This is a genomic window from Sphingobacterium sp. JUb56, from assembly GCF_014191365.1.
GTDB lineage: Bacteria > Bacteroidota > Bacteroidia > Sphingobacteriales > Sphingobacteriaceae > Sphingobacterium > Sphingobacterium anhuiense.
In genome coordinates, this window is record NZ_JACHWL010000001.1 from 4,024,930 (window position 1) to 4,050,445 (window position 25,516).

General features: G+C 35.7%; 26 protein-coding genes. 12 read left to right on the forward strand and 14 right to left on the reverse strand.

Translation table 11 applies throughout. The annotated features are described in order from the left end of the window. Nucleotides 1–144: 144 nt before the first annotated feature. Both arfB and FHR29_RS17080 read right to left on the reverse strand, forming a co-directional pair. Entirely contained in the window at nucleotides 145–549 is a 405-nt protein-coding gene (arfB, locus tag FHR29_RS17075) for an alternative ribosome rescue aminoacyl-tRNA hydrolase ArfB (protein WP_021189332.1), read from the reverse strand. Then, nucleotides 539–1,255, reverse strand: coding sequence for a DUF1003 domain-containing protein (locus FHR29_RS17080; protein WP_031287875.1), 717 nt, complete (start codon nucleotides 1,253–1,255; stop codon nucleotides 539–541). The genes arfB and FHR29_RS17080 overlap by 11 nt, the downstream gene beginning before the upstream one ends. A 159-nt stretch (nucleotides 1,256–1,414) precedes the next feature. Here FHR29_RS17080 and bshA point away from each other — a divergent pair, with 159 nt between their 5' ends. The 4 genes from bshA (at nucleotide 1,415) to FHR29_RS17100 (ending at nucleotide 5,038) form a co-directional block, all read left to right on the forward strand. Further along, complete coding sequence (gene bshA, locus FHR29_RS17085; RefSeq protein ID WP_021189334.1) at nucleotides 1,415–2,551, forward strand: N-acetyl-alpha-D-glucosaminyl L-malate synthase BshA; 1,137 nt, start codon at nucleotides 1,415–1,417, stop codon at nucleotides 2,549–2,551. A 77-nt stretch (nucleotides 2,552–2,628) separates the two neighbouring features. Then, nucleotides 2,629–3,333, forward strand: coding sequence for a UMP kinase (gene pyrH, locus FHR29_RS17090; RefSeq protein ID WP_021189335.1), 705 nt, complete (start codon nucleotides 2,629–2,631; stop codon nucleotides 3,331–3,333). Nucleotides 3,334–3,363: 30 nt separating this feature from the next. Continuing rightward, a complete protein-coding gene (gene frr, locus FHR29_RS17095) occupies nucleotides 3,364–3,927 on the forward strand; it encodes a ribosome recycling factor (protein WP_132773429.1) in 564 nt (187 codons plus the stop codon). 130 nt (nucleotides 3,928–4,057) lie between these two features. Beyond that, nucleotides 4,058–5,038 carry a sugar phosphate isomerase/epimerase gene (locus FHR29_RS17100; RefSeq protein ID WP_132773427.1) on the forward strand — a complete coding sequence of 327 codons (981 nt, stop codon included), beginning with the start codon at nucleotides 4,058–4,060 and terminating at the stop codon, nucleotides 5,036–5,038. A 54-nt stretch (nucleotides 5,039–5,092) separates the two neighbouring features. On the opposite strand, the gene purE is transcribed toward FHR29_RS17100, so the two are convergent. The 8 genes from purE to glyA all read right to left on the reverse strand — a co-directional run bounded on the left by purE (nucleotide 5,093) and on the right by glyA (nucleotide 12,630). Continuing rightward, the gene (gene purE, locus FHR29_RS17105; protein ID WP_021188838.1) at nucleotides 5,093–5,602 is read right to left on the reverse strand and encodes a 5-(carboxyamino)imidazole ribonucleotide mutase; all 510 of its coding nucleotides are present in this window, start codon (nucleotides 5,600–5,602) and stop codon (nucleotides 5,093–5,095) included. A gap of 6 nt (nucleotides 5,603–5,608) precedes the next feature. Next, entirely contained in the window at nucleotides 5,609–6,751 is a 1,143-nt protein-coding gene (locus FHR29_RS17110) for a 5-(carboxyamino)imidazole ribonucleotide synthase (protein ID WP_132843726.1), read from the reverse strand. 24 nt (nucleotides 6,752–6,775) lie between these two features. After that, the gene (locus tag FHR29_RS17115) at nucleotides 6,776–7,279 is read right to left on the reverse strand and encodes an NADH-quinone oxidoreductase subunit B (protein ID WP_021188837.1); all 504 of its coding nucleotides are present in this window, start codon (nucleotides 7,277–7,279) and stop codon (nucleotides 6,776–6,778) included. Further along, nucleotides 7,276–7,875 (reverse strand): NADH-quinone oxidoreductase subunit A, encoded by a 600-nt coding sequence (locus FHR29_RS17120; protein WP_183915963.1) that lies wholly within the window; start codon nucleotides 7,873–7,875, stop codon nucleotides 7,276–7,278. Before FHR29_RS17120 ends, FHR29_RS17115 begins: the two co-directional genes overlap by 4 nt. Before the next feature lie 259 nt (nucleotides 7,876–8,134). Next, nucleotides 8,135–9,472 carry a signal recognition particle protein gene (gene ffh / locus FHR29_RS17125; RefSeq protein WP_132773420.1) on the reverse strand — a complete coding sequence of 446 codons (1,338 nt, stop codon included), beginning with the start codon at nucleotides 9,470–9,472 and terminating at the stop codon, nucleotides 8,135–8,137. 155 nt (nucleotides 9,473–9,627) lie between these two features. Beyond that, nucleotides 9,628–10,311, reverse strand: a complete 684-nt coding sequence (locus FHR29_RS17130; RefSeq protein ID WP_132773418.1) for a zinc metallopeptidase — start codon at nucleotides 10,309–10,311, stop codon at nucleotides 9,628–9,630. Between the two features lie 214 nt (nucleotides 10,312–10,525). Beyond that, nucleotides 10,526–11,116, reverse strand: a complete 591-nt coding sequence (locus tag FHR29_RS17135) for an RNA polymerase sigma factor (protein WP_132773416.1) — start codon at nucleotides 11,114–11,116, stop codon at nucleotides 10,526–10,528. Between the two features lie 242 nt (nucleotides 11,117–11,358). After that, entirely contained in the window at nucleotides 11,359–12,630 is a 1,272-nt protein-coding gene (glyA, locus tag FHR29_RS17140; protein WP_132773414.1) for a serine hydroxymethyltransferase, read from the reverse strand. A gap of 409 nt (nucleotides 12,631–13,039) precedes the next feature. Here glyA and FHR29_RS17145 point away from each other — a divergent pair, with 409 nt between their 5' ends. From FHR29_RS17145 to FHR29_RS17175, 7 genes are all read left to right on the forward strand, one after another. Then, entirely contained in the window at nucleotides 13,040–13,393 is a 354-nt protein-coding gene (locus FHR29_RS17145) for an iron-sulfur cluster assembly accessory protein (protein ID WP_021188834.1), read from the forward strand. Between the two features lie 234 nt (nucleotides 13,394–13,627). Continuing rightward, nucleotides 13,628–17,041 carry an isoleucine--tRNA ligase gene (ileS, locus tag FHR29_RS17150; protein WP_183915965.1) on the forward strand — a complete coding sequence of 1,138 codons (3,414 nt, stop codon included), beginning with the start codon at nucleotides 13,628–13,630 and terminating at the stop codon, nucleotides 17,039–17,041. 3 nt (nucleotides 17,042–17,044) lie between these two features. After that, nucleotides 17,045–17,431 carry a TraR/DksA C4-type zinc finger protein gene (locus tag FHR29_RS17155; RefSeq protein WP_021188833.1) on the forward strand — a complete coding sequence of 129 codons (387 nt, stop codon included), beginning with the start codon at nucleotides 17,045–17,047 and terminating at the stop codon, nucleotides 17,429–17,431. A gap of 60 nt (nucleotides 17,432–17,491) precedes the next feature. Further along, nucleotides 17,492–18,142, forward strand: a complete 651-nt coding sequence (locus tag FHR29_RS17160; protein WP_021188832.1) for a lipoprotein signal peptidase — start codon at nucleotides 17,492–17,494, stop codon at nucleotides 18,140–18,142. Nucleotides 18,143–18,197: 55 nt separating this feature from the next. Next, nucleotides 18,198–19,148, forward strand: a complete 951-nt coding sequence (locus FHR29_RS17165) for a M20/M25/M40 family metallo-hydrolase (protein WP_183915967.1) — start codon at nucleotides 18,198–18,200, stop codon at nucleotides 19,146–19,148. Then, nucleotides 19,148–20,065, forward strand: coding sequence for an SDR family oxidoreductase (locus tag FHR29_RS17170; protein ID WP_260292178.1), 918 nt, complete (start codon nucleotides 19,148–19,150; stop codon nucleotides 20,063–20,065). Before FHR29_RS17165 ends, FHR29_RS17170 begins: the two co-directional genes overlap by 1 nt. Nucleotides 20,066–20,079: 14 nt before the next feature. Then, complete coding sequence (locus tag FHR29_RS17175) at nucleotides 20,080–20,607, forward strand: acyl-CoA thioesterase (RefSeq protein WP_021188831.1); 528 nt, start codon at nucleotides 20,080–20,082, stop codon at nucleotides 20,605–20,607. Nucleotides 20,608–20,667: 60 nt separating this feature from the next. On the opposite strand, the gene FHR29_RS17180 is transcribed toward FHR29_RS17175, so the two are convergent. The 4 genes from FHR29_RS17180 to FHR29_RS17195 form a co-directional block, all read right to left on the reverse strand. Then, complete coding sequence (locus FHR29_RS17180) at nucleotides 20,668–21,075, reverse strand: EVE domain-containing protein (protein ID WP_183915969.1); 408 nt, start codon at nucleotides 21,073–21,075, stop codon at nucleotides 20,668–20,670. Nucleotides 21,076–21,085: 10 nt separating this feature from the next. After that, the gene (gldC, locus tag FHR29_RS17185; protein WP_021188829.1) at nucleotides 21,086–21,436 is read right to left on the reverse strand and encodes a gliding motility protein GldC; all 351 of its coding nucleotides are present in this window, start codon (nucleotides 21,434–21,436) and stop codon (nucleotides 21,086–21,088) included. Nucleotides 21,437–21,593: 157 nt separating this feature from the next. After that, nucleotides 21,594–21,833, reverse strand: coding sequence for a hypothetical protein (locus FHR29_RS17190; RefSeq protein ID WP_132843735.1), 240 nt, complete (start codon nucleotides 21,831–21,833; stop codon nucleotides 21,594–21,596). After that, on the reverse strand, nucleotides 21,833–23,182 hold the full coding sequence (locus FHR29_RS17195; protein WP_168128229.1) for a DEAD/DEAH box helicase: 1,350 nt from the start codon (nucleotides 23,180–23,182) through the stop codon (nucleotides 21,833–21,835). The genes FHR29_RS17190 and FHR29_RS17195 overlap by 1 nt, the downstream gene beginning before the upstream one ends. A 186-nt stretch (nucleotides 23,183–23,368) precedes the next feature. Here FHR29_RS17195 and FHR29_RS17200 point away from each other — a divergent pair, with 186 nt between their 5' ends. Beyond that, a complete protein-coding gene (locus tag FHR29_RS17200) occupies nucleotides 23,369–25,507 on the forward strand; it encodes a S46 family peptidase (protein WP_183915971.1) in 2,139 nt (712 codons plus the stop codon). Nucleotides 25,508–25,516: the final 9 nt, after the last annotated feature.

Genomic DNA, 25,516 nt, shown 5'->3' on the forward strand with positions numbered 1-25,516 from the left:
TTTGGGATAACTGTAATTTAGGTTTATTAAATTCCTATAAATACTGGAGAATTACCTTCAATATTTACAGGAATATAATAGCATAGGCCTAAGTGGCTATATTTTAAATTTGAGTTTTAAGCTTGAATGATTTTTTAATAGCCACTATTCAGCACTCCAACGTCGGTTACTTTTCTTTTCTGATTGTTTCGCCTTTCTATCTAGCCTATCTAAAACTTTCCGATAAGGTATTTTTGTTTTTTTCCGTGCTTTTACGGGTGTCAATGTCGTTTTGATAATATGTAAAAATCGTTCGATTGCAATTTCTTTGTTTTTCAATTGAGAACGATCTGTATCACATTCTAATTGAAAGATACCATCTTTATTGATACGGTTACTTAATGTTTCCATAATGAGACTCTTCATATCCTCATCAACGCATGTACTGGCCAAAACTGGCCATTGTAACAGGACCTTAGTTGAAACTTTATTGACATTTTGTCCCCCTGCCCCACCCGAGCGTGCAAATTTAAAGGTTAATTCTCTTAATAATAATTCTTTATTTACCATTGTTACTTCTTTCCAACTTATCTATTTTATTGATTAAATCTTTTATGATATCTAACTGGAACTGCTGCATCTCGATGAGCTCCTGTTCTTTATGAATCAATAAATGATCTATCTTTTCATGTAAAGTACGTATTTCCAATTCTGCTTTAAGATTGACCATATAATCATTCTGCGCTCTTTTACGGTCTTTATCCTCTTGTCTGTTTTGACTCATCATAATAACGGGAGCCTGTAAAGCAGCAATACAGGATAACAACAAATTGAGCAATATAAATGGATATGGGTCAAATCCTTTGTTACTCAACCAATACATATTTAACACAATCCAACAAACTAAAAATCCTAAAAAGGATAAAATGAATGTCCAGCTCCCTCCAAACCCAGCAACTCTATCTGCAATACGTTCCCCAAAAGAATCTGCAACTTCCTCTTGGTCAATAGATGCGCTAATCATCTGATTATTATTCATACTCTCAATCACCAGCTGATCTAAACGTGTAAGCTCTCCCAACTCATTTTTCAAGATTGTTGAGATATACTTTTCTTTATATCCATCCAGTTCGCTAGAGGCAATGAGAGATTCTTTTGAAAATTCTGGAAAATCCTCCTTGACAAGATCAAAAATAGAAGTTCTTAATGTAGATCCCAACACTTTACTGGTAATGGGAAATGTCTTTCCAGATATACTGCTTACAAAAGTCTTCATAATAAGTTTAGTTAATATATAACAAGATAATTTATTTCCAGCAATAAACCAGCAATACCGATTCATAATACCTGAAAATAGTCCTTCACAAATTATTGCATTCGTGTGATTGGCTGTTTTACAAATTAATCTTTAATTTGCAGTAAATAAATAAGCATTATGAAAATAGGGATTGTATGTTATCCAACATTCGGCGGTAGTGGCGTCGTAGCAACAGAACTTGGAAAGGCTTTAGCTACGCATGGACATCAGGTTCACTTCATCACTTACCGGCAACCTGCCCGCTTGGATTTTTTTTCGGAAAATCTATTTTATCACGAAGTTGCTGTTTCACAATATCCTCTTTTTGATTTCTTGCCATACGAATCTGCCTTAGCAAGTAAACTTGTTGATGTTGTTCGTTTTGAAAAACTAGACGTCATCCACGTTCACTACGCCATTCCACATGCTTCAGCTGCTTTTATGGCTAAACAAATCTTATTAACTTACGGCATTAATATTCCTGTTGTAACGACATTACATGGCACTGATATTACTTTAGTTGGTAAAGATAAAAGCTTTAGCCCTGTCGTTACTTTTTCAATTAATCAGTCTGATGGTGTAACAACCGTATCACAGAGTTTAAAGGATCAAACGCTTACTTATTTTGATATTAAGCGAGACATTCAAGTTATTCCTAATTTCATTGATCTGGAACGCTTTAGTATAAAAGACCGTTCTCATTTTAAACGAGCTATTGCTCCTGGAAATGAACGCATTTTGATTCATACCTCCAACTTTCGAAAAGTTAAAAATACCGGAGATGTGATTCGCATATTTCAAAAAGTAAATGAACATATCCCCAGTAAACTATTAATGGTTGGTGATGGACCAGAACGGACGAATGCTGAAGAACTATGTCGTGATCTTGGTGTATGTCAAGATGTTCGCTTTCTGGGTAAACAAGATGCTGTTGAAGAAATTCTATCCGTATCCGATCTTTTCTTAATGCCATCGAGTTCTGAAAGTTTTGGTCTAGCCGCTTTGGAAGCAATGGCCTGTAAAGTTCCTGTTATTTCAACCAATACGGGAGGTTTACCAGAACTGAATGTTAATGGAGAAACAGGATTCTTAAGTGATATTGGAGATGTTGATGAAATGGCGAAAAATGCAATCTATATTTTAGAGGATAATGATCGCCTAGAAAAGTTTAAAGATGCTGCATTAGAGCGAGCTAAAACATTCCAACTTAGTAATATTATGCCCCAATACGAAGAATATTATAGGCAGGTGATAGAAAAAGTTAAAAATTCCTAATAAATATGACATTCGTCCTTATCGGATGAAAAAAAAATTTTATCTTTGGCCTTTGGAGAATTTCCAAAAAAACAATTATGAAATACAAACGTATCCTATTAAAACTTAGCGGCGAATCCTTAATGGGAGATCAAAGCTATGGCATTGACATCAAGAGAGTTGCACAATATGCAAAAGACATTAAAGAGTTACATACTCAAGGCTTAGAAATTGCTATTGTTATTGGTGGAGGTAATATCTATAGAGGTTTAAGTGCAGAACAGTCTGGTATGGACCGTGTACAAGCGGATTATATGGGCATGTTAGCAACGGTTATCAATAGTATGGCGTTGCAAGATGGTCTTGAAAAAGTAGGTTTGAAAACCCGTTTGTTGACAGCTATTAAGATGGAGCAGATCTGTGAGCCTTTTATTCGCAGAAGAGCTGTGCGTCACCTTGAAAAGGGTCGTATTGTTATCTTTGGAGCCGGAACGGGTAACCCATATTTTACGACAGACACCGCAGCTTCACTTCGTGCGATTGAAATTAATGCAGATGCAGTTTTAAAAGGTACTCGTGTTGATGGTATTTATACTGCAGATCCTGAAAAAGATCCTTCAGCTACACGTTTTGATGAAATTTCATTCACAGAAGTGTATCAAAGAGGTTTGAATGTAATGGATATGACAGCATTTACACTGTGTCAAGAAAACAACTTACCAATTATTGTGTTCGATATGAACAAGCCTGGTAACTTGTCTAAATTAGCAAACGGAGAACCTGTAGGTACTATCGTACGCTAATCATAAAAAAGAAAAAAACGATATTAAGATATGAATGAATTGATTTCACTTGAATTGGACGATTGTAAGGAGAATATGTCCAAAGCTGTTTCTTTTACAGAATCAGAATTAACAAAAATTCGTGCCGGAAAAGCTTCACCATCTATGTTAGATGGCATTTCGGTTGATTATTATGGATCTCCAACTCCGTTGGCTCAAGTTAGTAATATTAATACAACTGACGCACGTACTATTGTTATCCAACCATGGGAAAAACAATTGATCAATGCTATTGAAAAAGCTATCACAGATGCTAACTTAGGTGTTAACCCACAAAATGATGGTATTGTGATCCGTTTGGTAATTCCTGCTTTAACAGAAGAAAGAAGACGTGATTTAGTAAGAAAGGCAAAAGAAGAAACTGAAAAAGGTCGTGTTGTTGTTCGTAATATCCGCAAAGAAACAAATGAGTCTTTGAAAAAATTGAAAAATGACGGTGCTTCTGAAGACGAAATAAAAGTTGGTGAAGCTGAAGTTCAGAAATTGACTGATTTATATATTGCAAAAGTTGATAAATTAGCAGAATTAAAAGAAAAAGATATCATGACGGTATAATTTTCTTTTCTGAGAATATTAAAATGGGGATGTATGCTATACATCCCCATTTTTTATTTTATAATAATGGTTTTCTTTAAAATTAGTTGTAACTTAATCCTTAAACTAAACTACAAACAAATTAAACAGTATGAATAATTCACGCCGTCAATTTATCAAAAAAGCTGGTCTTGGACTTTCTGCAGCATATTTCCTACCACAGCTCCTTTCTTGTGAAAGTAAGAAACCAGGTATTGATTCACCTTTTGCTAATATAGGTGTACAACTATATTCGATTCGAGATCTGATGACTGCAAACCCGACCGATTCTTTACAGCAGGTTTCTAAAATAGGTTATAAGCATGTTGAAACATATGGAATAGATACTGTAGCAAAAAGTTTTTGGGGTTTAGATTATAAAAGTTTAAAAAAAGTATTAGACGATAACGGCCTAAAATCGCATAGCGGTCATTACGATATGTCAAAATACTTCAGCCGAAACCATCAAGATAAAGAGGATCTAAATATCTATTTTGATGCGGCAAAAGAGTTAGGACAAGAATATGTTATCGCTCCTGTCTCTCCAATGTTTGATATTTCTGCCTTAAAGAAGGATGATTTTCTTTACATAGCTGAACAGCTAAATAAAGCGGGTGAAGCGGCTAAGAAACATGGTTTAAAGGTTGCTTTCCATAATCATTTCTGGGAATTTAGAGATTTAGGAAATGGCACCAAAGGGGAAGAAGTATTGTTGGCTTTTACAGAGCCCGACCTTGTTGATTTTGAACTTGATTTATACTGGGCAGAAAAGGCAGGAATTAATCCGGTCAGTTTATTTGAAAAATTTCCGAACCGATTCAAATTATGGCATATCAAGGATATGGATAAAGCATTTACAAAAACTATTGTTGGACCTGAATTTGACAAATTAGACTTTGGCGCAATTTCAAAAGAGGTAAAATATACAGAAGTTGGAACTGGCCATATTGATTTTATTGCTATCGCACAGGCAAAAGCAAAAGCTGGTTTAAAATATGCTTTTGTTGAACAAGATGATATCTATCTACCTAATAAATTTGAGAGCTTAAAGAAAAGCTACGATTACGTAGAACAGCATTTAGCTAAAATATAATTATAAAAATAAAGGGGGCTTAAGCCCCCTTTATTTTTATAATTATATTCACACTTAAAAAGTCATTTTTTCGACTTCTTCAGCTGTTTCAATCACTTTTGCGGCTAATTCAGCTTTAAAAGCGATGATATTTTTTTCGATTTCTTTATCTTGTGTTCCTATTATCTGTGCTGCAAGGATACCTGCATTTTTCGCTGCATTCAATGCCACTGTCGCTACAGGAATACCATTTGGCATCTGTAAGATCGATAATACAGAATCCCATCCATCAATTGAATTAGATGACTTTACCGGAACGCCGATAACAGGCAAATGCGTAATTGATGCTACCATACCTGGTAAATGTGCTGCTCCACCTGCACCAGCAATAATAACTTTCAAACCTCTTTTCGCCGCATCTTGCGCATAATCAAACATTCGCTGCGGCGTACGATGTGCGGAAACAATCGTTACTTCGAAAGGAACTCCCAATGTTTTTAATACATCTACTGCATCTTGCATTACAGGTAAGTCTGATTTACTTCCCATAATAATTCCAACTAAAACCTGGTTCAATGTTGACATATATTTTTAAGCTTTTACTTTTAAAATTTCTTGTACTTTTCTAGCATTACTGATGGCTAATTCACGGTCGTCATTGATAATACACACGTGTCCCATCTTACGGAAAGGTTTAGTGAATTTTTTGCCATACAAGTGTACATATACACCTTCCATAGCCAGAATCTCTTCTACACCCTCGTATTTTGCTAATCCTTCATAACCTTCTTCACCAAGAAGATTTATCATCACTGCATTAGTTCGACAACGTGTATCGCCTAATGGCAAATTAAAGATCGCTCTCAAATGTTGTGCAAATTGAGAAACATAGTTCCCTTCTATTGTTTGATGACCACTGTTATGTGTACGTGGCGCAAGTTCATTGACTAATATCTCACCGTCTTTTGTTAAGAACATCTCAACAGCTAGAAGTCCGACAATCTGTAAATCATTGGCAATCTTCTTGGCTAATTCTTCTGCTCGTTGCTGAATATCGAAACCATATGTTGAAGGTGCTATTAAAAACTCCACCAGGTTCGCTTCAGGATTAAACTCCATTTCTACCATTGGAAAAGTTGCAACATCACCATCATCATTTCGTGCGACTATAACAGCTATTTCTTTTTCGAAATCAACCCATTCTTCAATTAAAGAGGGTTCATCAAAAGCAGTTTCTAAATCATCAACTGTGTTTATCTTCTTCACTCCCTTACCATCATAACCATCTTTACGCAGTTTTTGAATATAAGGAATAGTCAAATTTGTATTTTTAAGATTCTCTTTGGTAGAGATCAGCTGAAATGCAGAAGTTGGAATATCATTTTGTTTAAAAAACTGCTTTTGCAATCCTTTATCTTGTATAAGACGAATGATACGCGATTGTGGATAGACAAGTACACCTTCTTCTTCCAATTTTTCTAAGGCATCCACATTTACCTTTTCGATCTCAATGGTAATCATATCAAGATCTTTTCCAAAATTGTATACAGTTTCAAAATCGCTCAGAGAGCCACATTCAAAACGATTGCATAATTTACGGCAAGGAGCATTCTTATCTGGATCAAGAATGTGAACATTAACGTTATAATTAATGGCCTCTTGAATCAACATACGGCCCAATTGACCACCGCCAAGAACACCTAATTGCAAATCACCATAAAAATCTTTTCCCATGTCTATTTTTCTATTTCTATTCTATTAAGCTTTTTGGTTAAACAACTGTTCTCCCAATAAACTTTCTTTTTCAATTTTCTTTTGTAGTTCTAAAAATGCACCAATCAATGCTTCTGGTCTCGGAGGACAGCCTTGCACATATACATCCACCGGTATAACGCGATCAACTCCCTTTACAACATGATATCCATGTTGCCAATATGGCCCTCCACAATTTGAACATGATCCCATCGAAATCACATATTTTGGTTCTGGCATCTGTTCATATAGCTTCCGAATACGATCGGCCATTTTAAAGGTTACCGTCCCTGCTATAATCATCACATCCGACTGTCTAGGTGAAGGGCGAGGAAAAACCCCTAATCGATCGAGATCATAATTAGCAGCCATGGCTCCCATCATCTCGATGGCACAGCAGGCTATACCAAAACTAATCGGCCACATCGATGATAGTCTTGCCCAATTCAGGAGATCGTCCAATTTGGCTACAATAACACCATTATTCTGTATTTGACTTTCTAAACTCATGATGTTGCTCCTGGTTTTTTGAATCTGGGTTTAAAAGCTATTTTTGGGGCTACAGGCATTTCTTCATTAGCTTTTTCTGCAGTTGCTTTATCGTCTAACTGCGCTGTATAAGCCCTTAAGGGATAAGTTGCTTGATTAAGACCATCATAAGCAGTACTTGGAATACTGACATTGACCTTTGGTAGTTGATGTATCGGCTTTACCCATTCGAGATCGCCCTTTACCCACACAAAAATCAACCCTATAATAAGTATACCTACAAACAATGCCATTTCAATCAGAGTAAACCACCCCCATCTTCCATCGGCGGCAATGTATTCGGCCTGTCCAAATACAGTAGCCCAAGGAAATATGAAAATGAGCTCTACATCAAAAAGTAAAAATATAAGTGCAATAACATAAAATCTTGGGTTAAATTGAACCCACGAAGAGCCTACTGCGTCTTCACCACATTCATAAGTACTTAATTTTTGAGGAGTAGGTTTATTTACAGAAAGCATTCTTCCTGCCATAATGGTTATCGCAACTAAAAATATGCCTACCAAAATTATGATAAGTATCTTTCCGTATTCCGATAATTGCCCGGGGTCATCCATTGTTTTACAAAGTTAAAAAATAATTCTATTACAATCAGAACTAAGTCTAAAATACAAAAAAATAAATACGAATTGTCAAAAGATATCAGAGAATCCATGCCCTTATAGCTCATTTATTTCATCTTTGATAACTCTATGACAATGGGCCAGCTACAACGCCCCATTTACAATCGAACTGGCATTTTTTATATCTCTAAAAAAATACCCTAAAAATTATGCATTTTTAGGGTATTAAAGGATATAAAAAATAATTTCTATCTTATTTCCCTGGCATTTTAGGCATGCTTTTCATTAATTTCGCTGCCATTGCCGGGTTTGACATCTGCTTCATTACTTTTCGCATATCGCCAAACTGCTTCATTAACTTATTCACTTCATTGATATCAGTACCTGAACCTTTGGCAATACGAGAACGTCTTTTTTGATCGATCGCATCTGGATTTTCTCTTTCAAATGGAGTCATTGAATCAATAATTGCTTCAATTGGCTTGAATGCATTATCATCTACTTCAATATCTTTCATCGCTTTACCGACTCCAGGAATCATACCCATCAAATCTTTCATGTTACCCATTTTTTTGATTTGCTGAATCTGCGATTTAAAATCGTTGAAGTCAAATTTATTTTTGCGAATTTTCTTTTGAAGCTCTGCGGCTTCTTTTTCATCAAATTGTTGTTGTGCTCTTTCTACTAAAGAGACAACGTCACCCATACCCAAAATACGGGAAGCCATACGATCCGGATAAAACACATCTAATGCATCCATCTTCTCGCCTGTACCGATAAATTTGATTGGTTTGTTTACAACAGATTTAATTGATAATGCGGCACCACCACGAGTATCCCCATCTAGTTTTGTTAAAACGACACCTGTAAAGTCCAAACGGTCATTGAATGTTTTAGCTGTATTCACAGCATCTTGACCAGTCATCGAATCCACAACAAAGAGAATTTCATGCGGTTGAGTAGCTTCTTTTACAGCAGTAATCTCCACCATTAAAGGCTCATCAATAGCCAAACGACCTGCAGTATCAATGATCACTACATTATGTCCACTTCTTTTTGCCTCCTCTACCCCTGCTTTTGCTATAGCGATTGGATCTGTAGAATTACGGTCTACATAAACCGGAACACCTACCTGTCCTGCCAATACTTCCAATTGGTCAATTGCCGCAGGACGATACACATCACCAGCTACTAATAAAGGCTTTTTACCTTTTTTATCTTTTAAGTATAAAGCTAATTTCCCTGAGAATGTTGTTTTACCAGCACCATTTAATCCGGCGATTAATATAACAGTCGGATTTTTAGAAGCTTCTAATTCAGTAACAGAGCCTCCCATTAACGCTGTCAACTCATCATTCATGATTTTGGTCAACAATTGGCCGGGTGAGATACTTGTTAATACATTTTCACCTAACGCTTTTTGTTTAACATCATCTGTAAATGTCTTTGCAGTTTTATAATTCACATCGGCATCTAATAATGCCTTACGAATTTCTTTCATCGTTTCTGCAACGTTGATCTCGGTAATACTGCCTTGGCCTTTTAAAACCTTAAAGGCTCTATCTAATTTATCCTGTAAGTTCTGAAACATGATAATTGTAAGTCTATGCTATTATAAAAAGCAAAGTTAAAAAAATAGTCGGAAGCTGAAGCATATAGAATTCAATTCCAAGGATTAATACATAAAAAAAGCGAATATTTATAAAAACATTCGCTTTTTTGTGCTTTTAAGTATCCGTAAAGCCCTTAATCTCTTCTTCCGAATAATAGGGAAGCATAATATAATAGGGTAACCAAAGCACTTAATGCTGCTACTACATATGTCATTGCAGCCCATTTTAATGCATCTTTTACACCTTCATCTTCTGTCGAGCTGTAAGTTACACCATTATTGCTTAACCAGGCTTTCGCACGATTTGAGGCATCAAATTCTACTGGAAGCGTCACGAAACTAAAAATTGTTGTAATCGCTAATGCCGCAACTCCTATTGCTAGAACAATGTAGTTCTGTGAAAAGGCCATTAATATAACACCCAACATCAAAACCCAAGATGTCAATTTTGAAGCGAAGCTCACCATGGGTACCATGGCAGATCTAAATCCTAACCATTTATATGCCGTAGCATGTTGCACAGCATGACCACATTCGTGAGCAGAAACTGCCGCTGCAGCAATACTTCTTCCACTGTAAACTTCAGGGCTTAGATTTACTGTTTTATCTGCTGGATTATAGTGGTCACCTAAACGATCAGGGATCGAAACGACCTTCACATCATAAATACCATTATCATGAAGCATTTTTTGTGCAATCTCTGCCCCTGTCAATCCACTCGTTAAAGGAATTTCAGAATATTTTTTAAACTTATTTTTAAATCGGGTTTGAACGATCAGGCTTATAACCATGATCCCTATAAATAAAATCCAATACATAATATTTTCTTTGTTTTAGTAGTTACTTATCAAAATACATTCCACCTTGTCATAACAGACAAAATTTCACATACTAATGTACTAAAATCATTCATTAATACATAAAAGAACAATAAGTGAAACAAAAATATGACATTATTACATAGAAAGTCAAAAAACAAAAGGGATGCCCTGATCGGTTCATCCCTTTTAAATAGTAGTATATTGTGTGATACTAACCGATCTGCAACATCAGACTTTGGCCTTCGATCATCTTACGAAGGTTGGCTAATGCATACCGCATACGTCCCAATGCAGTATTGATACTCACTTCAGTGATATCAGCTATATCTTTAAAGCTCATATCGCAAAAATGTCTCATAATCAATACCTCTTTTTGATCATCAGGAAGTTTTTGAATCATTTTCTTCAAATCGATATCACGTTGTTCTCTTAACATTTTTGATTCCACATTTTCATCACTGAAATCCAATACATCGAAAATATCAAAACCTTCTGTATTGACAATACTCGGAGCTCTTTTCTCTTTTCTAAAATGATCGATAATCATATTATGGGCAATGCGCATAACCCAAGGCAAGAATTTACCCTCGTCATTATATTTCCCTCCTTTTAATGTATTGATTACTTTTATAAAAGTTTCCTGAAAAATATCTTCTGCAAGATATTCATCTTTTACTTTCATATAAATGGATGTGTATATTTTTGATTTATAACGTTCTAACAAAGCTGCTAACGCTGTTTCTTTACCATCTAAATATATATGGATTAATTCTTGATCCGTCTTTTTATTTAAAATACTCATACTTCACCTATTTTTAGCAGTTACCAAATTAATTTTAATTACAACCTGTTTAAAAAGTAGATGTCTGTCGTATAGTATTTCGTTTATATAGTGATCAATTTTCGTATACTCAAAACAAGAGAAAATTATCGAGTAATCAAATTATTACAATGGAATTTAAGACTTTTTAACATTTGCACAAAAAAAGTGCCCTGATTTTAAATCAAGGGCACTTATTATGTTATGATATGTTAACGTACTGCTTATTTATAAAGAGGGAAACCTGCCATCATCTCTTTTACCTTAGCGTGGATTTTAGCAAGTTCTGATTCGTTTGATGCATTTACGATAGCTGCATCAATTAATTCACCGATTTGTACAATCTCTGTTTCCTTGATACCGCGAGTTGTAATGGCTGCTGTACCAAAACGAACACCTGAAGTAACAAAAGGAGAACGAGAATCAAAAGGAACCATATTTTTGTTAGTTGTGATACCCGCTTTTCCTAAAACTGCCTCTGCTTCTTTACCAGAAATATCTTTATTACGTAAGTCAACCAACATTAAATGATTGTCTGTACCGCCAGAAATAATTTTGTAATCTCTTTCTACGAAGAACTGTGCTAAAGCAGCTGCGTTTTTCTTTACTTGAACAATATACTCCATATATTCGTCAGAAAGAGCTTCACCGTAAGCAATAGCTTTAGCAGCGATAGTATGCTCCAAAGGTCCACCTTGTGTACCTGGGAATACTGCTAAATCTAACAACTGTGTAATAGTTCTTGTTTCTCCTTTTGGTGTTTTTGCACCCCAAGTGTTTTCGAAATCTTTCCCTACCATAATCATACCGCCACGTGGTCCACGAAGTGTTTTATGGGTAGTAGTTGTTACGATATGACAATGTGGAAGTGGATCATTCAACAATCCTCTTGCGATAAGTCCTGCAGGGTGAGAAATATCCGCTAAAACCAAAGCTCCAATTTCATCAGCAACTTTACGGATACGCGCATAATCCCAATCACGAGAATAAGCAGAAGCACCACAAATAATCATTTTTGGTTTTTCACGAAGTGCTGTTTCTTCTAATTGCTCATAGTCAATTAGTCCTGTATCTTCTTTTACACCATAAAACAAAGGTTGGTAAATTTTACCTGAAAGATTTGCTGGAGAACCGTGTGTTAAGTGACCACCATGCGATAAATCAAGACCTAGAATTTTATCACCTGGTTTAATTGTTGCTAAAAAAACTGCTGCGTTGGCCTGTGCTCCTGAATGTGGTTGTACGTTTACCCATTCTGCACCGAATAATTGCTTTGCACGGTTGATGGCAATAGTCTCAATTTCATCGACTACCTCACAACCTCCATAGTAACGTTTTCCCGGTAAGCCTTCAGCATATTTATTTGTCAAAACTGAACCTGCAGCTTCCATAACTTGTTTTGAAACGAAGTTTTCTGATGCGATTAATTCGATACCCTCCTCTTGGCGTTTCAGCTCATCAGCTATCAAATTGAAAATGGCTTGATCTCTTTCCATTGTTTTAATCTAGTGTAAAATATGAATATTATGATTTTAGTCTACAAATATAGTATAATACTTAAAAAAGGCCTCAAAAAACAGGCTTTATTATTACGAAATTTCACAAAAACCCCTTATTTATTAAAATTCATTAAAATGAAAAATTCAAATATCTCCTGATTCTTTCCTGCATATGATGCACATAAAATCAATAAAAGAAAGTTGCTCATCCACAAATAAATATCAATATCAGAAATCCAATGACGATCAAATTGATGTTAATACATATTACTTTGTAACATGTTACGAACCGACCGATGTCCGATATTGGCAATCAATGTGTTTAATCAATGTCATAAATTAGAAGCAGTCCTATTTTCTATTAAAATTATGTAATTTTGTTTAAGTTGGTTAAAATATTATCACGATGAGTACAGAGACTATAACAGAAAAAGCTCCCTTGACATTAACTGAAGGAGCGATAAAGGAACTAAAAAAACTGAAGGATCAACAAGAAATTTCAGATGATTTTGGATTACGTATTGGTGTTGAAGGTGGCGGTTGTTCTGGGATGAGCTATATTTTAGGATTCGACCAGAAAAAAGAAGGTGATAGCGAATACAGTATTTCGGGAATTAGGGTATTTATGAACAAAGCACATGGTTTATATTTAGCTGGGATGGAAGTTGATTTTAGAAACGGTTTAGATGCACGTGGTTTTACCTTCAACAATCCAAATGCTTCCAGCACTTGTGGTTGCGGAAGTTCTTTCTCTGCATAAAGAATTAAAATATACAGACAAAGCCCAATATTCAGAGAATATTGGGCTTTTTTTATTTATGAATCCTATTGATATGATCACTCCTTCAAGTTTAAATATCACTTTTTAGATTGATTATGCTATACAACCTGATGTTAAAGGTTGTATTTACCTTAAAAGGGTTGTTTTTTAGCTTTTACCTTTCAGCTTAATTGATTAAATTAGCGACCTTTAGAAAAAGAATACGAGACACTGATGTATAAAGAATATAAGCAGCTTAATTTGCCGGAAATAGGCAAAGAAATATTGACCCGTTGGGAACAGGAAAAAATATTCGAAAAAAGTATCACAAACCGTCCAGGAAATAAAACGTACACCTTCTATGAAGGTCCTCCTTCTGCCAACGGTATGCCTGGTATTCACCATGTAATGGGGCGCGCAATCAAAGATATCTTCTGTCGTTATAAAACTTTAAAAGGATTTCAAGTAAAACGTAAGGGCGGATGGGATACGCACGGCCTTCCAATTGAACTTGCTGTTGAAAAAAAACTTGGCATTACTAAAGAAGATATTGGAAAGAAAATATCTGTTGAAGAGTACAATGATGCCTGCCGTACAGAGGTAATGAAATACACTGATGTATGGAATGATTTAACTATAAAAATGGGGTATTGGGTAGATCTTGAAAACCCTTATATTACCTATGAAAATGAATATATTGAAACACTTTGGCATATCTTAAAAGAATTTTATAAAAAGGGTCTTTTATACAAAGGGTATACCATACAGCCTTATTCACCTGCGGCAGGAACAGGATTGAGCTCACATGAACTAAATCAACCTGGTACTTACAAAGATGTAAAGGATACGACAATTGTCGCACAATTTAGATTAATCAAAAATCAATTGCATCCAGCAATTGCCACTTTAGTGGAAGATGACTCTGAAGATGTTGCTTTCATTGCTTGGACAACTACGCCTTGGACATTACCTTCCAATACGGCACTGGTCGTTGGTAAAAAAATAAACTATGTAAAAATTAAAACTTTTAATCAATATACAGGGACACCGGTTTCGGTTATATTGGCTAAAGATTTAATCCCTAAACATTTCAAAACTGAAGGAAAAGACGTATCGTTTCAAGATTATAATTTAGGTGATAAGGTTATTCCTTGGGAAGTCGCGGCAACTTTTACGGGCGAAGAGCTTGTTGGTTTACGCTATGAGCAGTTGATGCCTTATATCACGTCAGATGAACTACAGGAAAAAGCTTTCCGTGTAATCCCTGGAGATTTTGTAACCACAGAAGATGGTACAGGTATCGTGCATGCTGCACCAACATACGGCGCAGATGACTTTAGAGTAGCTAAAGAGCAAGGTGTACCGGGAATCTTGATCAAAGATGAAAATGGCAAAGAGGTACCTACTGTGGATCGTACGGGTCGATTTGTTAAGGAAATCACTGACTTTGCAGGTCGTTTTGTTAAAGAGGAATATTATTCGGATGCTGAACGTGCCGATAAAGATTTCCGACCTACGGATGTGCTTATCGCCATAAAATTGAAAGAAGACAACAAAGCTTTTGATGTTAAAAAATACGAGCATACTTACCCACACTGCTGGCGTACAGACAAACCTGTTCTCTACTATCCTTTGGATAGCTGGTTTGTTAAATCGACCGCTGTTAAAAATGATTTAGTTGCACTAAATAAAACCATTAACTGGAAGCCTGAAGCGACTGGTACTGGACGCTTTGGTAATTGGTTGGAAAATCTAGTTGACTGGAATCTATCACGCTCACGTTACTGGGGGACTCCCCTACCTATCTGGCGCTCTGAAGATGAGAATGAAGAAATCTGCGTTGGTTCTATGCCTGAATTAAAGGCTTTATTGGAAGCATCTCTGGTTTCTGATGTATTATCTGAAAAAGAAAAAGAAACTAACAAAGCATATTTGGATAAATTCGGAACTGAAAAACTTGATCTGCATCGTCCTTATGTAGACGATATTGTATTTGTATCGGATGCGGGTCAAAAATTATTCCGTGAACCTGATTTAATCGATGTTTGGTTTGATTCTGGTGCTATGCCTTACGCACAGTGGGGTCTAGACTATGAAAAACTTGCAAAAGGAGAAGCACTTCCATTTAAAGAAGGTTATAAAGAAGCATTTCCGGCAGACTTCATTGCGGAGGGAGTTGATCAGACACGTGGCTGGTTCTTCACACTTCATGCAATCTCAACGATGTTACAAAAATCGGTTGCATTCAAAAATGTCATTTCGAATGGATTGGTTTTAGATAAAAATGGTAATAAAATGTCTAAACGCCTTGGTAATGGGATTGATCCATTTACCATGTTAGATAAATATAGTGCTGATGCAACACGTTGGTACATGATCAGCAATGCTTCACCATGGGATAATTTAAAGTTCAATGAAGAGGGGCTGGATGAGGTACGTCGTAAGTTTTTCGGAACTTTATATAATACTTATGCATTTTTTGCTCTGTACGCTAACATTGATAAATTTAGTTATAGTGAAGCGGATATTGCTTTAGAAAACCGTCCTGAAATAGACCGTTGGGTAATATCACTATTGAACAGTTTAATTAAAGAAGTCGATGAATTTTATGCGGACTTCGAGCCCACAAAAGCGGCTCGTGCCATACAAAATTTTGTTGACGAGCATTTAAGTAACTGGTACGTTCGTCTTTGCCGCCGTCGTTTCTGGAAGGGAGAATATTCTGAAGATAAGATCTCTGCTTACCAAACTTTATTTACTTGTTTGGATACGATAGCGAAATTGATGTCTCCTATCTCGCCTTTCTTTTCAGACCAGTTGTATCTAGATTTGAACAACGCTACGGGTAGGGAAACTTTTGAATCTGTGCATTTAGCAAATTTCCCGAATTATCAGGAAAAATTGATCGACAAGGATTTGGAGGAGCGTATGTCATTGGCTCAAGATATTTCATCCCTTACCTTATCACTGCGCAAAAAAGTAGGCATCAATGTACGACAACCGTTAAACAAAATCTTACTTCCGGTACTGGATAATAGCTTCCAAGAACGTGTAGAAAAGGTAAAAGATTTGATACTTTCCGAAACGAATATTAAAGATATTCAATTCATTACGGACACGACAGGTATCATCAAGAAAAAAATTAAACCGAACTTTAAAGCTCTTGGCTCGAAAGTTGGTAAAGACATGAAGTTAGTGTCTGCAAAAATCAATGCACTTTCTACAGAAGAGCTTGCAAAATTGGAAAGCGATGGTGAAATTTTATTAGCCGATACACCTTATACAATTCAATTGAGCGATGTAGAAATTATAGCAGAAGATGTTGCTGGCTGGCAGGTCGCTAATTTAGCTAAATTAACCGTAGCCCTGGATATCCATATTTCTGAGGAATTAAAACAAGAAGGATTGTCAAGAGAGTTGGTTAACCGTATCCAAAACCTAAGGAAAGACAAAGGTTTTGAGGTTACTGACCGTATCCGTGTTTTAGTTAGCAAAGATGCTGATATTGAGAGCGCAACGAATGAAAATTTATCTTATATTTGTACCGAAATTCTAGCGGATTCATTGAGTTTCGAAGAATCACTAACTACCGGAGATAGCATTGATATTGACGGAAAGGAATTGAATGTTTTAATCGAAAAAATTTAAATTATGGCAACTAATAACGAAAAGACACGCTATAGCGATTCAGAGCTACAAGAATTTAAAAGCATTATCTTAGAAAAACTAAGAATTGCAAAAGAGGAACTTGCTGCCTTAACAGCCTCTCTAAATAATAGTGATGCAAATGGTACGGATGATACTGCTGGTACTTATAAAACTTTGGAAGATGGTTCTGCCACTTTAGAAAAAGAACAAACGAATCAGTTAGCTGCTCGCCAACGAAAATTCATCGACAACTTAGATGCGGCTTTAGTTCGTATTGAGAACAAAACTTATGGTATTTGTAGAGAAACGGGAAAATTGATCCAAAAGGAAAGATTGAAAGCTGTTCCTCACACTACGTTAAGTATCGAAGCTAAAAATAAACAGTATTAATATTTTTTAAATACAAAAACATAATGGTCTTTACCAAAAGTAAAGACCATTTTTACAACTATGAAAGGCTATACTAAACCAGTAATTCTGATTATTCTCGTTCTTTTAATTGACCAGATATCAAAAATATGGGTCAAATTAAATATGACCATTGGTCAAAGTTATGAGGTGATTGGTAAATTTGTACAAATCCATTTTATAGAGAATAATGGAATGGCCTATGGAATGGAATTTGGTGGCGAATTTGGGAAACTGATGCTAACACTTTTTCGTATTATCGCTGTCGGAGCAATCGGCTATGGCCTGCATTACATGGTTAAAAAGAAATATAATCGCGGATTTATTCTCAATATTGCCTTAATCTTTGCAGGAGCACTTGGAAATATTATCGACTCTACTTTTTATGGTATGATCTTTAGTGAAAGCACCTGGTACGATAAAGCTTCATTATTTCCTGCAGATGGAGGATATGCAACGATTTTCCATGGAAAGGTCGTTGATATGCTCTATTTTCCACTGATTAATGGAACATTCCCATCTTGGCTCCCGATTTGGGGTGGTCAAGAATTTCTATTCTTTCGACCGGTATTCAATATTGCTGATTCTGCAATATCGGTGGGGGTTGTGCTGATTCTACTCTTCCAAAAGAAATATTTTAAAGAAGAGAAAGAAGAAAAAACAAGTATACATAGTGAAATCGTAGAAGATTAATAACGACTTCTAAAAAGTCTTGAATTTTCAAGGCTTTTTTTATGAACAACTACAAATGATAAAATTATATATTAAATGCATCCTTTTAACACTTTTCAGTGTTCTAAGTTTACAAGGAATTGCACAATACAGCAATCCTGAACTCGTAAAAAAACATATCAACTATCTCGCAAGTGATAAAATGAAAGGTCGCGGTACAGGAAGCAAAGAAGTATTCAAAGCGGCAGATTATATTGAAAAATATTTTAAAACACTTAAACTTCAACCGTTAGGTGAAAAAGGATTCAGACAATCGTTTGATGCTAAAGTATGGAAAGTTAAAGTGAGTGACAGCATTCGCAAAGCAGATAACATCATTGCATTTTTAGACAATGGCGCTCCACTTACTATTGTAATCGGGGCACATTATGACCATTTAGGAACTGGTCATCAAGGCAGCTCAAAAGACTCTCTCGGTGTTGGTAAAATACACAACGGAGCAGATGATAATGCCTCAGGCGTAGCCGGTTTACTGGAATTAGCACGTTATTATAGTACGAATAATTTAAAGGAAAGTTATAATTTTCTTTTTATCGCATTTGGTGCTGAAGAGTTAGGATTAATCGGATCAAAATATTTTACCGAACACCCAACTTTGCCACTTGATAAAATAACAGGTATGTTAAACATGGATATGATCGGCAGGTTAAATCCTGAACAGGGTGTTGCTGTAATTGGATATGGAACAAGTAAAAAATGGCCGGAAATATTTAAGGGTATCACACCTAAAATTAAGTTTTATACAGGTCATGATGGTAATGGTGGTTCTGACCAGACCTCATTCTATAAGAAGAATATTCCAGTTCTATTTTTCCACACAGGAGGTCATCCTGATTATCATATGCCAACAGATGATCCAGAAAAAATCAACTATTCAGGACTTACTGGAATTATAGATTTCGAGGTAATGGTTATCAACAATATGTTAAAACAAAGTGAGAAACTCGAATTCCAATTCACAAATTAATGATGGTTACCAACAAAGTGTTAATAACTGGGTCAAATGGGTTTTTAGGACAAAAACTAATCGATCTACTTAGTAAAAACCTCAATTATGAAGTTTTTGCTATTTCCATGAATAAAAACGACAATCCGAATGTAGCGAATTATCATTTTCAACAATTGGATTTGATGAATTCGGATCTTTTAAACACCTATCTGTCAGAAGTTAAACCAAATTACATCATTCACACTGCTGCAATCACAAGTGTTGAAGGGTGCGAAGCTGATAAAGTGCTCTGTGAAAAGATGAACGTTGAGGTAGCGAAGCAATTGGCCGATTATTGTAAGCAGACAAATGGTTTTTTAGTACAGTTATCCACAGACTTTGTTTTTGATGGCCAAAATGGTCCATATAAAGAGGATGATTCAACCAATCCATTAAGTGAATATGGTAAAAGCAAATTACGTTCAGAACAAGTTATCCATAATTCTGGATGTGAATATGCGATCTTAAGAACTATATTGGTGTATGGAATAAATGCTAATCCAAACCGCTCTAATTTAGTGCTTTGGGCAAAAGAAAAACTTTCAAAAAATGAACCGATAAAAGTGGTGAAAGATCAATGGCGCATGCCAACGTTTGTTGATGATTTAGCTGAAGCCTGTCTTTTAGCTATTGAAAAACGTGCAACAGGAGTTTTCCACATCAGTGGGGAGGAAATGTTTACAATTGCTGAAGCAGTCTATCAAATTGCAGATTTTTGGAAATTTGACAAATCCTTAATTTCAGAAATTACGGCGGGATCAATAGGTCAATCTGAAAACAGACCACAAAAAACAGGGTTTATATTATCAAAAGCCAAGTCGATTTTGGGCTTTCAACCAACTCCTTTCAAAGCGAGTTTAGAAATAATCGATAAACAATACGGAATCTTCCGTTAATAATAAAAAAAGAGATGAAGGAGAAATGTGCTAAAGAGTCTACTACGGTAATGAATGAATTAGTATTACCGAATGATACGAATACTTTTGGTAATTTAATGGGCGGTAGATTGTTGTATTGGATGGATATCTGTTCTGCAATGGCAGCGCAGAAACACTGTAATAGTCCGGTAGTAACCGTATCGGTCGATAACGTTTCATTCAAAAGGTCCATTCGACTAGGAGAAGTTGTGACCATTGAAGCGAAGGTAACGCGTGCTTTTAATACTTCAATTGAAGTAAGAATGGAGGTGTTTGCTCAAAATCTTCCATTGGGAACAAAAGAAAAATCAAATGAAGCTTATTATACATTCGTAGCGGTAGACGAGCATGCCAAACCGCAGCCTATTCCGAAAGTAGTTCCTGAAACGGAATTGGAACATAGGCTTTATGATGAGGCAATGAGACGTCGCGAGTTGCGCTTAATATTAAGTGGTAAGCTAGATCCAAGCAAAGCTACTGAATTAAAAAACCTTGTCAATTTATTTGATCACAAAGGCTAATTAAAAATGCCTCAGATGGTGTATCTGAGGCATTTTTAATTTTAATTAGTGCAAACGCTATTATTCAGAGCCTAAAGCCACTATACGATCAAACTCTTCAGCCTTTAGTGGCATTACAGATAATCTTCCTTGACGTACTAATGCAACATCCTGTAAAAATTCATCTGCTTTGATCTGCTCTAGTGTAACTGATTTTTTAAATGTTTCGACCGGAGCTAAATCTATGACTACCCATTTCGGATCTTCAGTTGTAGGATCCTGATAGTATTCTTTTACAACTTTTGCAATACCCACCACTTCTTTTCCTTCATTGCTATGGTAAAATAAAACAAGATCACCCTCTTTCATTGCTTTAAGATTGTTACGGGCTTGATAATTACGTACACCATCCCAAAATGTCTGACCATCTTTATTAAATTGCTCCCAGCTGTATTTGAAAGGTTCAGATTTGACCAAAAAGTAATTCATATCGAAAAAATTAGTTTTGTTGTTCTAATACTTCCATTTTATCAGCAAAGTGAGCGCAATAATCACGTAAATCTGCGATTACTTTCTCTGCCATAGGATCACCGCCTGAAGAACGTAGAAATGAATCTCCTAATGTCTGTAAGGTCTCATAGAAAAAACGTTTCATCTCATCATAAGGCATATCTTTAGTCCATAAATCGATACGCATTGAGTTTTTATATGCAGAATCCCATAATGCTAAAAACATGGCTTTGGCAGGAAGTTCATCAGAAGATTCACCATCATTAGAAGACCAAGTAATTTTGTCAGGCACGTTTGCATCATCCAATTCAACCTGTAATTTTATTTCTGCTTTTTTCATTAGAATATGATTTGTTTTAATAATGAGTGTTAGCTTTTACTAATTATTAAGCTGGTTTCACTCGGTTTTTAAAGGCTATGAAGCTACTCTGAACATGTTGATTTCTATATGATATGCTCAAGACTGTTTCATATTAATAATGCTTTTTACAAAAGGCTTACGCTATTTTTATAATAAGTGTTAAGATCGCGACTACCACTATAAAACCCAACTCATAGAGCCAAAGCTTTTTATTTTGTTTGACAATAATCCGGAAGAAAATATCCACCAATAGTAATACCACCATTAAGATCAACAGCGCGGTCATAGACAGTAATGGTTTCGTATCGGACATATCCTCTACAAAATACCAAGCTACTAAGCATGCCGATACGATATTAATTGGTGTAAGTCTCACTATTTTGTTCTATAATTTCTTTTAGTAGAAGTTTTAGGACCTTGTTTATTAGACTTGAACCCCGATGCACGCTGTGATGCTTTTGCTTCTTTCTGCTTGATTGCAAATTTCTTCTCGTGGAACGCTCCTTTAAAATCTGGATCTTCTTTTCGTTTTTGAATATCGATTTCTTTGGCAATAGCCTGGCGTTCGAAATATGGTGTTTCTTCGATAAAAACTTCATCTGGTAGTGGAGCAACATCAACAGACTGACGCATTAGCTTTTCAATTTTTCTGAAATAATATTTTTCTGCATCATTGCAAAAAGTAATAGCATCACCAGAATTAAATGCACGGCCGGTACGTCCGATACGGTGTACGTAATCTTCTGTCACTATGGGAACTTCAAAGTTAATCACATGAGAAACATTTGAAACATCAAGACCACGTGCTGCTACATCAGTCGCTACTAAAATTCGTATATTTCCTTCTTTAAAGGCATTAATAGAATTGATACGAGTATTTTGACCTTTATTAGCATGTATAACCCGTACTTGATCTTTACCATATTTTCGTTCTAAAAAGGCAAAAACATTATCCGCAACTGTTCTTGTTTTGCAAAAAACAATTAAACGATGAAATGATTCATCATCTTTCAATAGATGTTGCAATAAATTGAGTTTTGTTTTTTGGTTAGGAACGAAATAAACTCTCTGACTCACCGTCGAAGCTGGCGTTGCTTGCTCAGAAACTTCTATAACCGTTGGAAAAGCTAAGAAATCACCAGCAATTTTCCGAACCAGCTCTCCCATTGTTGCGGAGAATAATAAATTTTGTCTTTTTCGAGGCACGACTTCCAAAATACGGTGCAATTTAGAAATGAATCCCATATCCATCATTTTATCGGCCTCATCCATCACCAAAAATTTCAATGATTTCACATTAATATGACCTTCTAAATATAAATCTAAAAAGCGCCCCGGTGTCGCGACAATTATGTCTACTCCTTTTTCAAGGTTTTCAATTTGGGTTTTAGGCCCCAAACCACCATATAAAACGACTGTACGTAAATCAAGATATTTTGAAAATGTCTGGATATTTTCCTCGATCTGCATAGCAAGTTCGCGGGTTGGCGATAAAATTAAAGCGCGTGCATCTTGACCTTGCGCATATTTCAATTTCATTAATATAGGTAAGACAAATGCAGCCGTCTTTCCAGTGCCTGTTTGCGCTACTCCCATGATATCTTGACCAGCTAGAATCGGTGTAATAGCTTTTTGTTGTATTTCTGTTGGAACCGAATAACCTGCTTCTTCAATTGCGTTCAAAAGCTGCTTATTCAATTTAAAATTTTCAAATGTTTGCTGCATTTTACAAAGATAATGAAAAGCATCCACATGCTTATCTTATGCATTAAATGATTATCAGATTGACGTAAAACTGACATAACTGTTTCATTATTATTGTTAAAAAGATGCTTCATTGGTCGCATTTTGATTTAAAGCAGAATTAAACCACCTTTGTAGTAAATAACTAAACTTTTTTATCAAGTTTGTATGAAAAAATTATGGATCTTATTGCTGCTTATCACAGCAAGTATGACCACATTCGCAGATGAAGGAATGTGGTTCTTAATGCACTTGAAGCGACTTAATGAAGCTGATATGCAAAAGAAAGGATTGAAACTGACGGCTGAGGAAATCTACAGCATCAACAATTCAAGTTTAAAAGACGCAATCGTACAATTCAATGGTGGTTGTACTGCAGAAATCGTTTCTGACCAAGGCTTAGTATTCACAAATCACCACTGTGGATATGGTGCAATTGCAGAATTATCAACTCCTGAAAATGACCACTTAACAAATGGTTTCTGGGCAAAAACAAAATCTGAAGAACTAAAACCGAAGTCTTTGTTCGTTCGCTTCTTTGTTCGTATGGATGATGTTTCAAAAAGAATTTTGTCATTAGTAAATGATAAAATGTCTGAATCTGAACGTCAAAAAATCATTAATCAGGAAATCGCTAAAATCGAAAAAGAAAACAGCGAAAACGGTAAATACATCGTCAATGTAAAATCATTTTACAATGGCAATGAATATTACTATTTCGTTTATCAAGATTTTAACGATGTCCGTTTAGTAGGAACTCCTCCTAACAGCATAGGTAAATTTGGTGGTGATACAGACAACTGGGAATGGCCACGCCACACAGGAGACTTTTCTATCTTCCGTGTATATGGGGACAAGAATGGTAACCCAGCAGAATATGCTAAGGAAAATGTTCCTTTAAAACCAAAACACTTCTTACCGATCAGTTTAAAAGGTTTTAAAGAAGGTGATTTTGCTATGATATTGGGATACCCTGGCCGTACCAATCGTTGGATGCCTGCAGGAGGAATTGATCAAAATGTAAAGTTTGCTTACCCTGCTTGGGTAGAAGCATCAAAAACAGGAATGGATGCCATGAAAAAATACATGGACAAAGATCAAGCTGTTAAAATCAATTATGCTTCTAAATATTCTCAAGTAGCTAACTACTGGAAAAATCGCCAAGGAATGATCGACGCTTTAACGTTGCACAAAACTGCGGTGACAAAAGCTCAAGATGAGGCTAAATTTAACAAATGGGCTAATAAAAAAGAGAATAAAGCAGAATATGGTGATGTAATTGCTACGATTAATGCTTATTATGCTGCTACGAATGAAAAAGCGCGTCATGATAACTATTTAAGTGGTATGATCCGTTCAAGTACATTAGCCGCTTTACCGTTTTCAATCGGAAATGGATTGGATTTATATGTAAAGTCTAATGAGGCAAAACGTAAAGAGTTATTACCGAAGTTGCAAGGAGCAATTGCTTCAAGTTATGAGAAATTATACTTACCTCTAGAGGAAGATGTATTGATTGATGAATTGAACTTATATGCAAAAAAAGGTGGCAACATCGCTCCTTATGTTGCAGAACTAGCTGGTAAAAACAACAATGATCTAACATCATATATTCGTGAAGCTGTCAAAAATAGTATTTTTGCTTCCGAAGAAAGACTTAATAACTTTTTAGACAATCCGACAGCGTTAGCGTTGGATAACGATCCATTGTACAAATTATCGACAGCATTATTAAATAAATACCGTGAGTCTTCGCCTGCAGATAAAGAAGCAACGGATAAATTCGAGGCTGCACACCGTAAATATGTTGCTGGCGTATTAGCTTCTAATCCAAAAGGAAAATTCTATCCAGATGCAAACAGCACGTTACGTTTAACATATGGTTCTATTAAATCATTGCCTGCAGATAAACGTAATGATGCTGCACAAAACTTCTATACGACTTTGAAAGGCACTATTGCTAAGTACAAAAAAGGAGACGAAGAGTTTGATTTGCCTCAGAGATTGATTGATTTGCAAAACAATAAAGATTACGGTCGCTATGCAGATAAAGCTGGATACCTTCCGGTTAACTTCTTAAGTGACAACGACATAACTGGCGGAAATTCAGGTTCTCCTGTAATAAATGGAAATGGCGAACTAATTGGCTTGGCTTTTGATGGTAATATTGAAGCGATGGCAGGTGACGTTATTTTTGATCACAAATTGCAACGCACGATATCTGTAGATATTCGTTACGTTTTATTTGTAATTGACAAATTTGCTGGAGCTACCAATATCATTAGTGAATTAAAAATTGTAGAATAATCATATTTC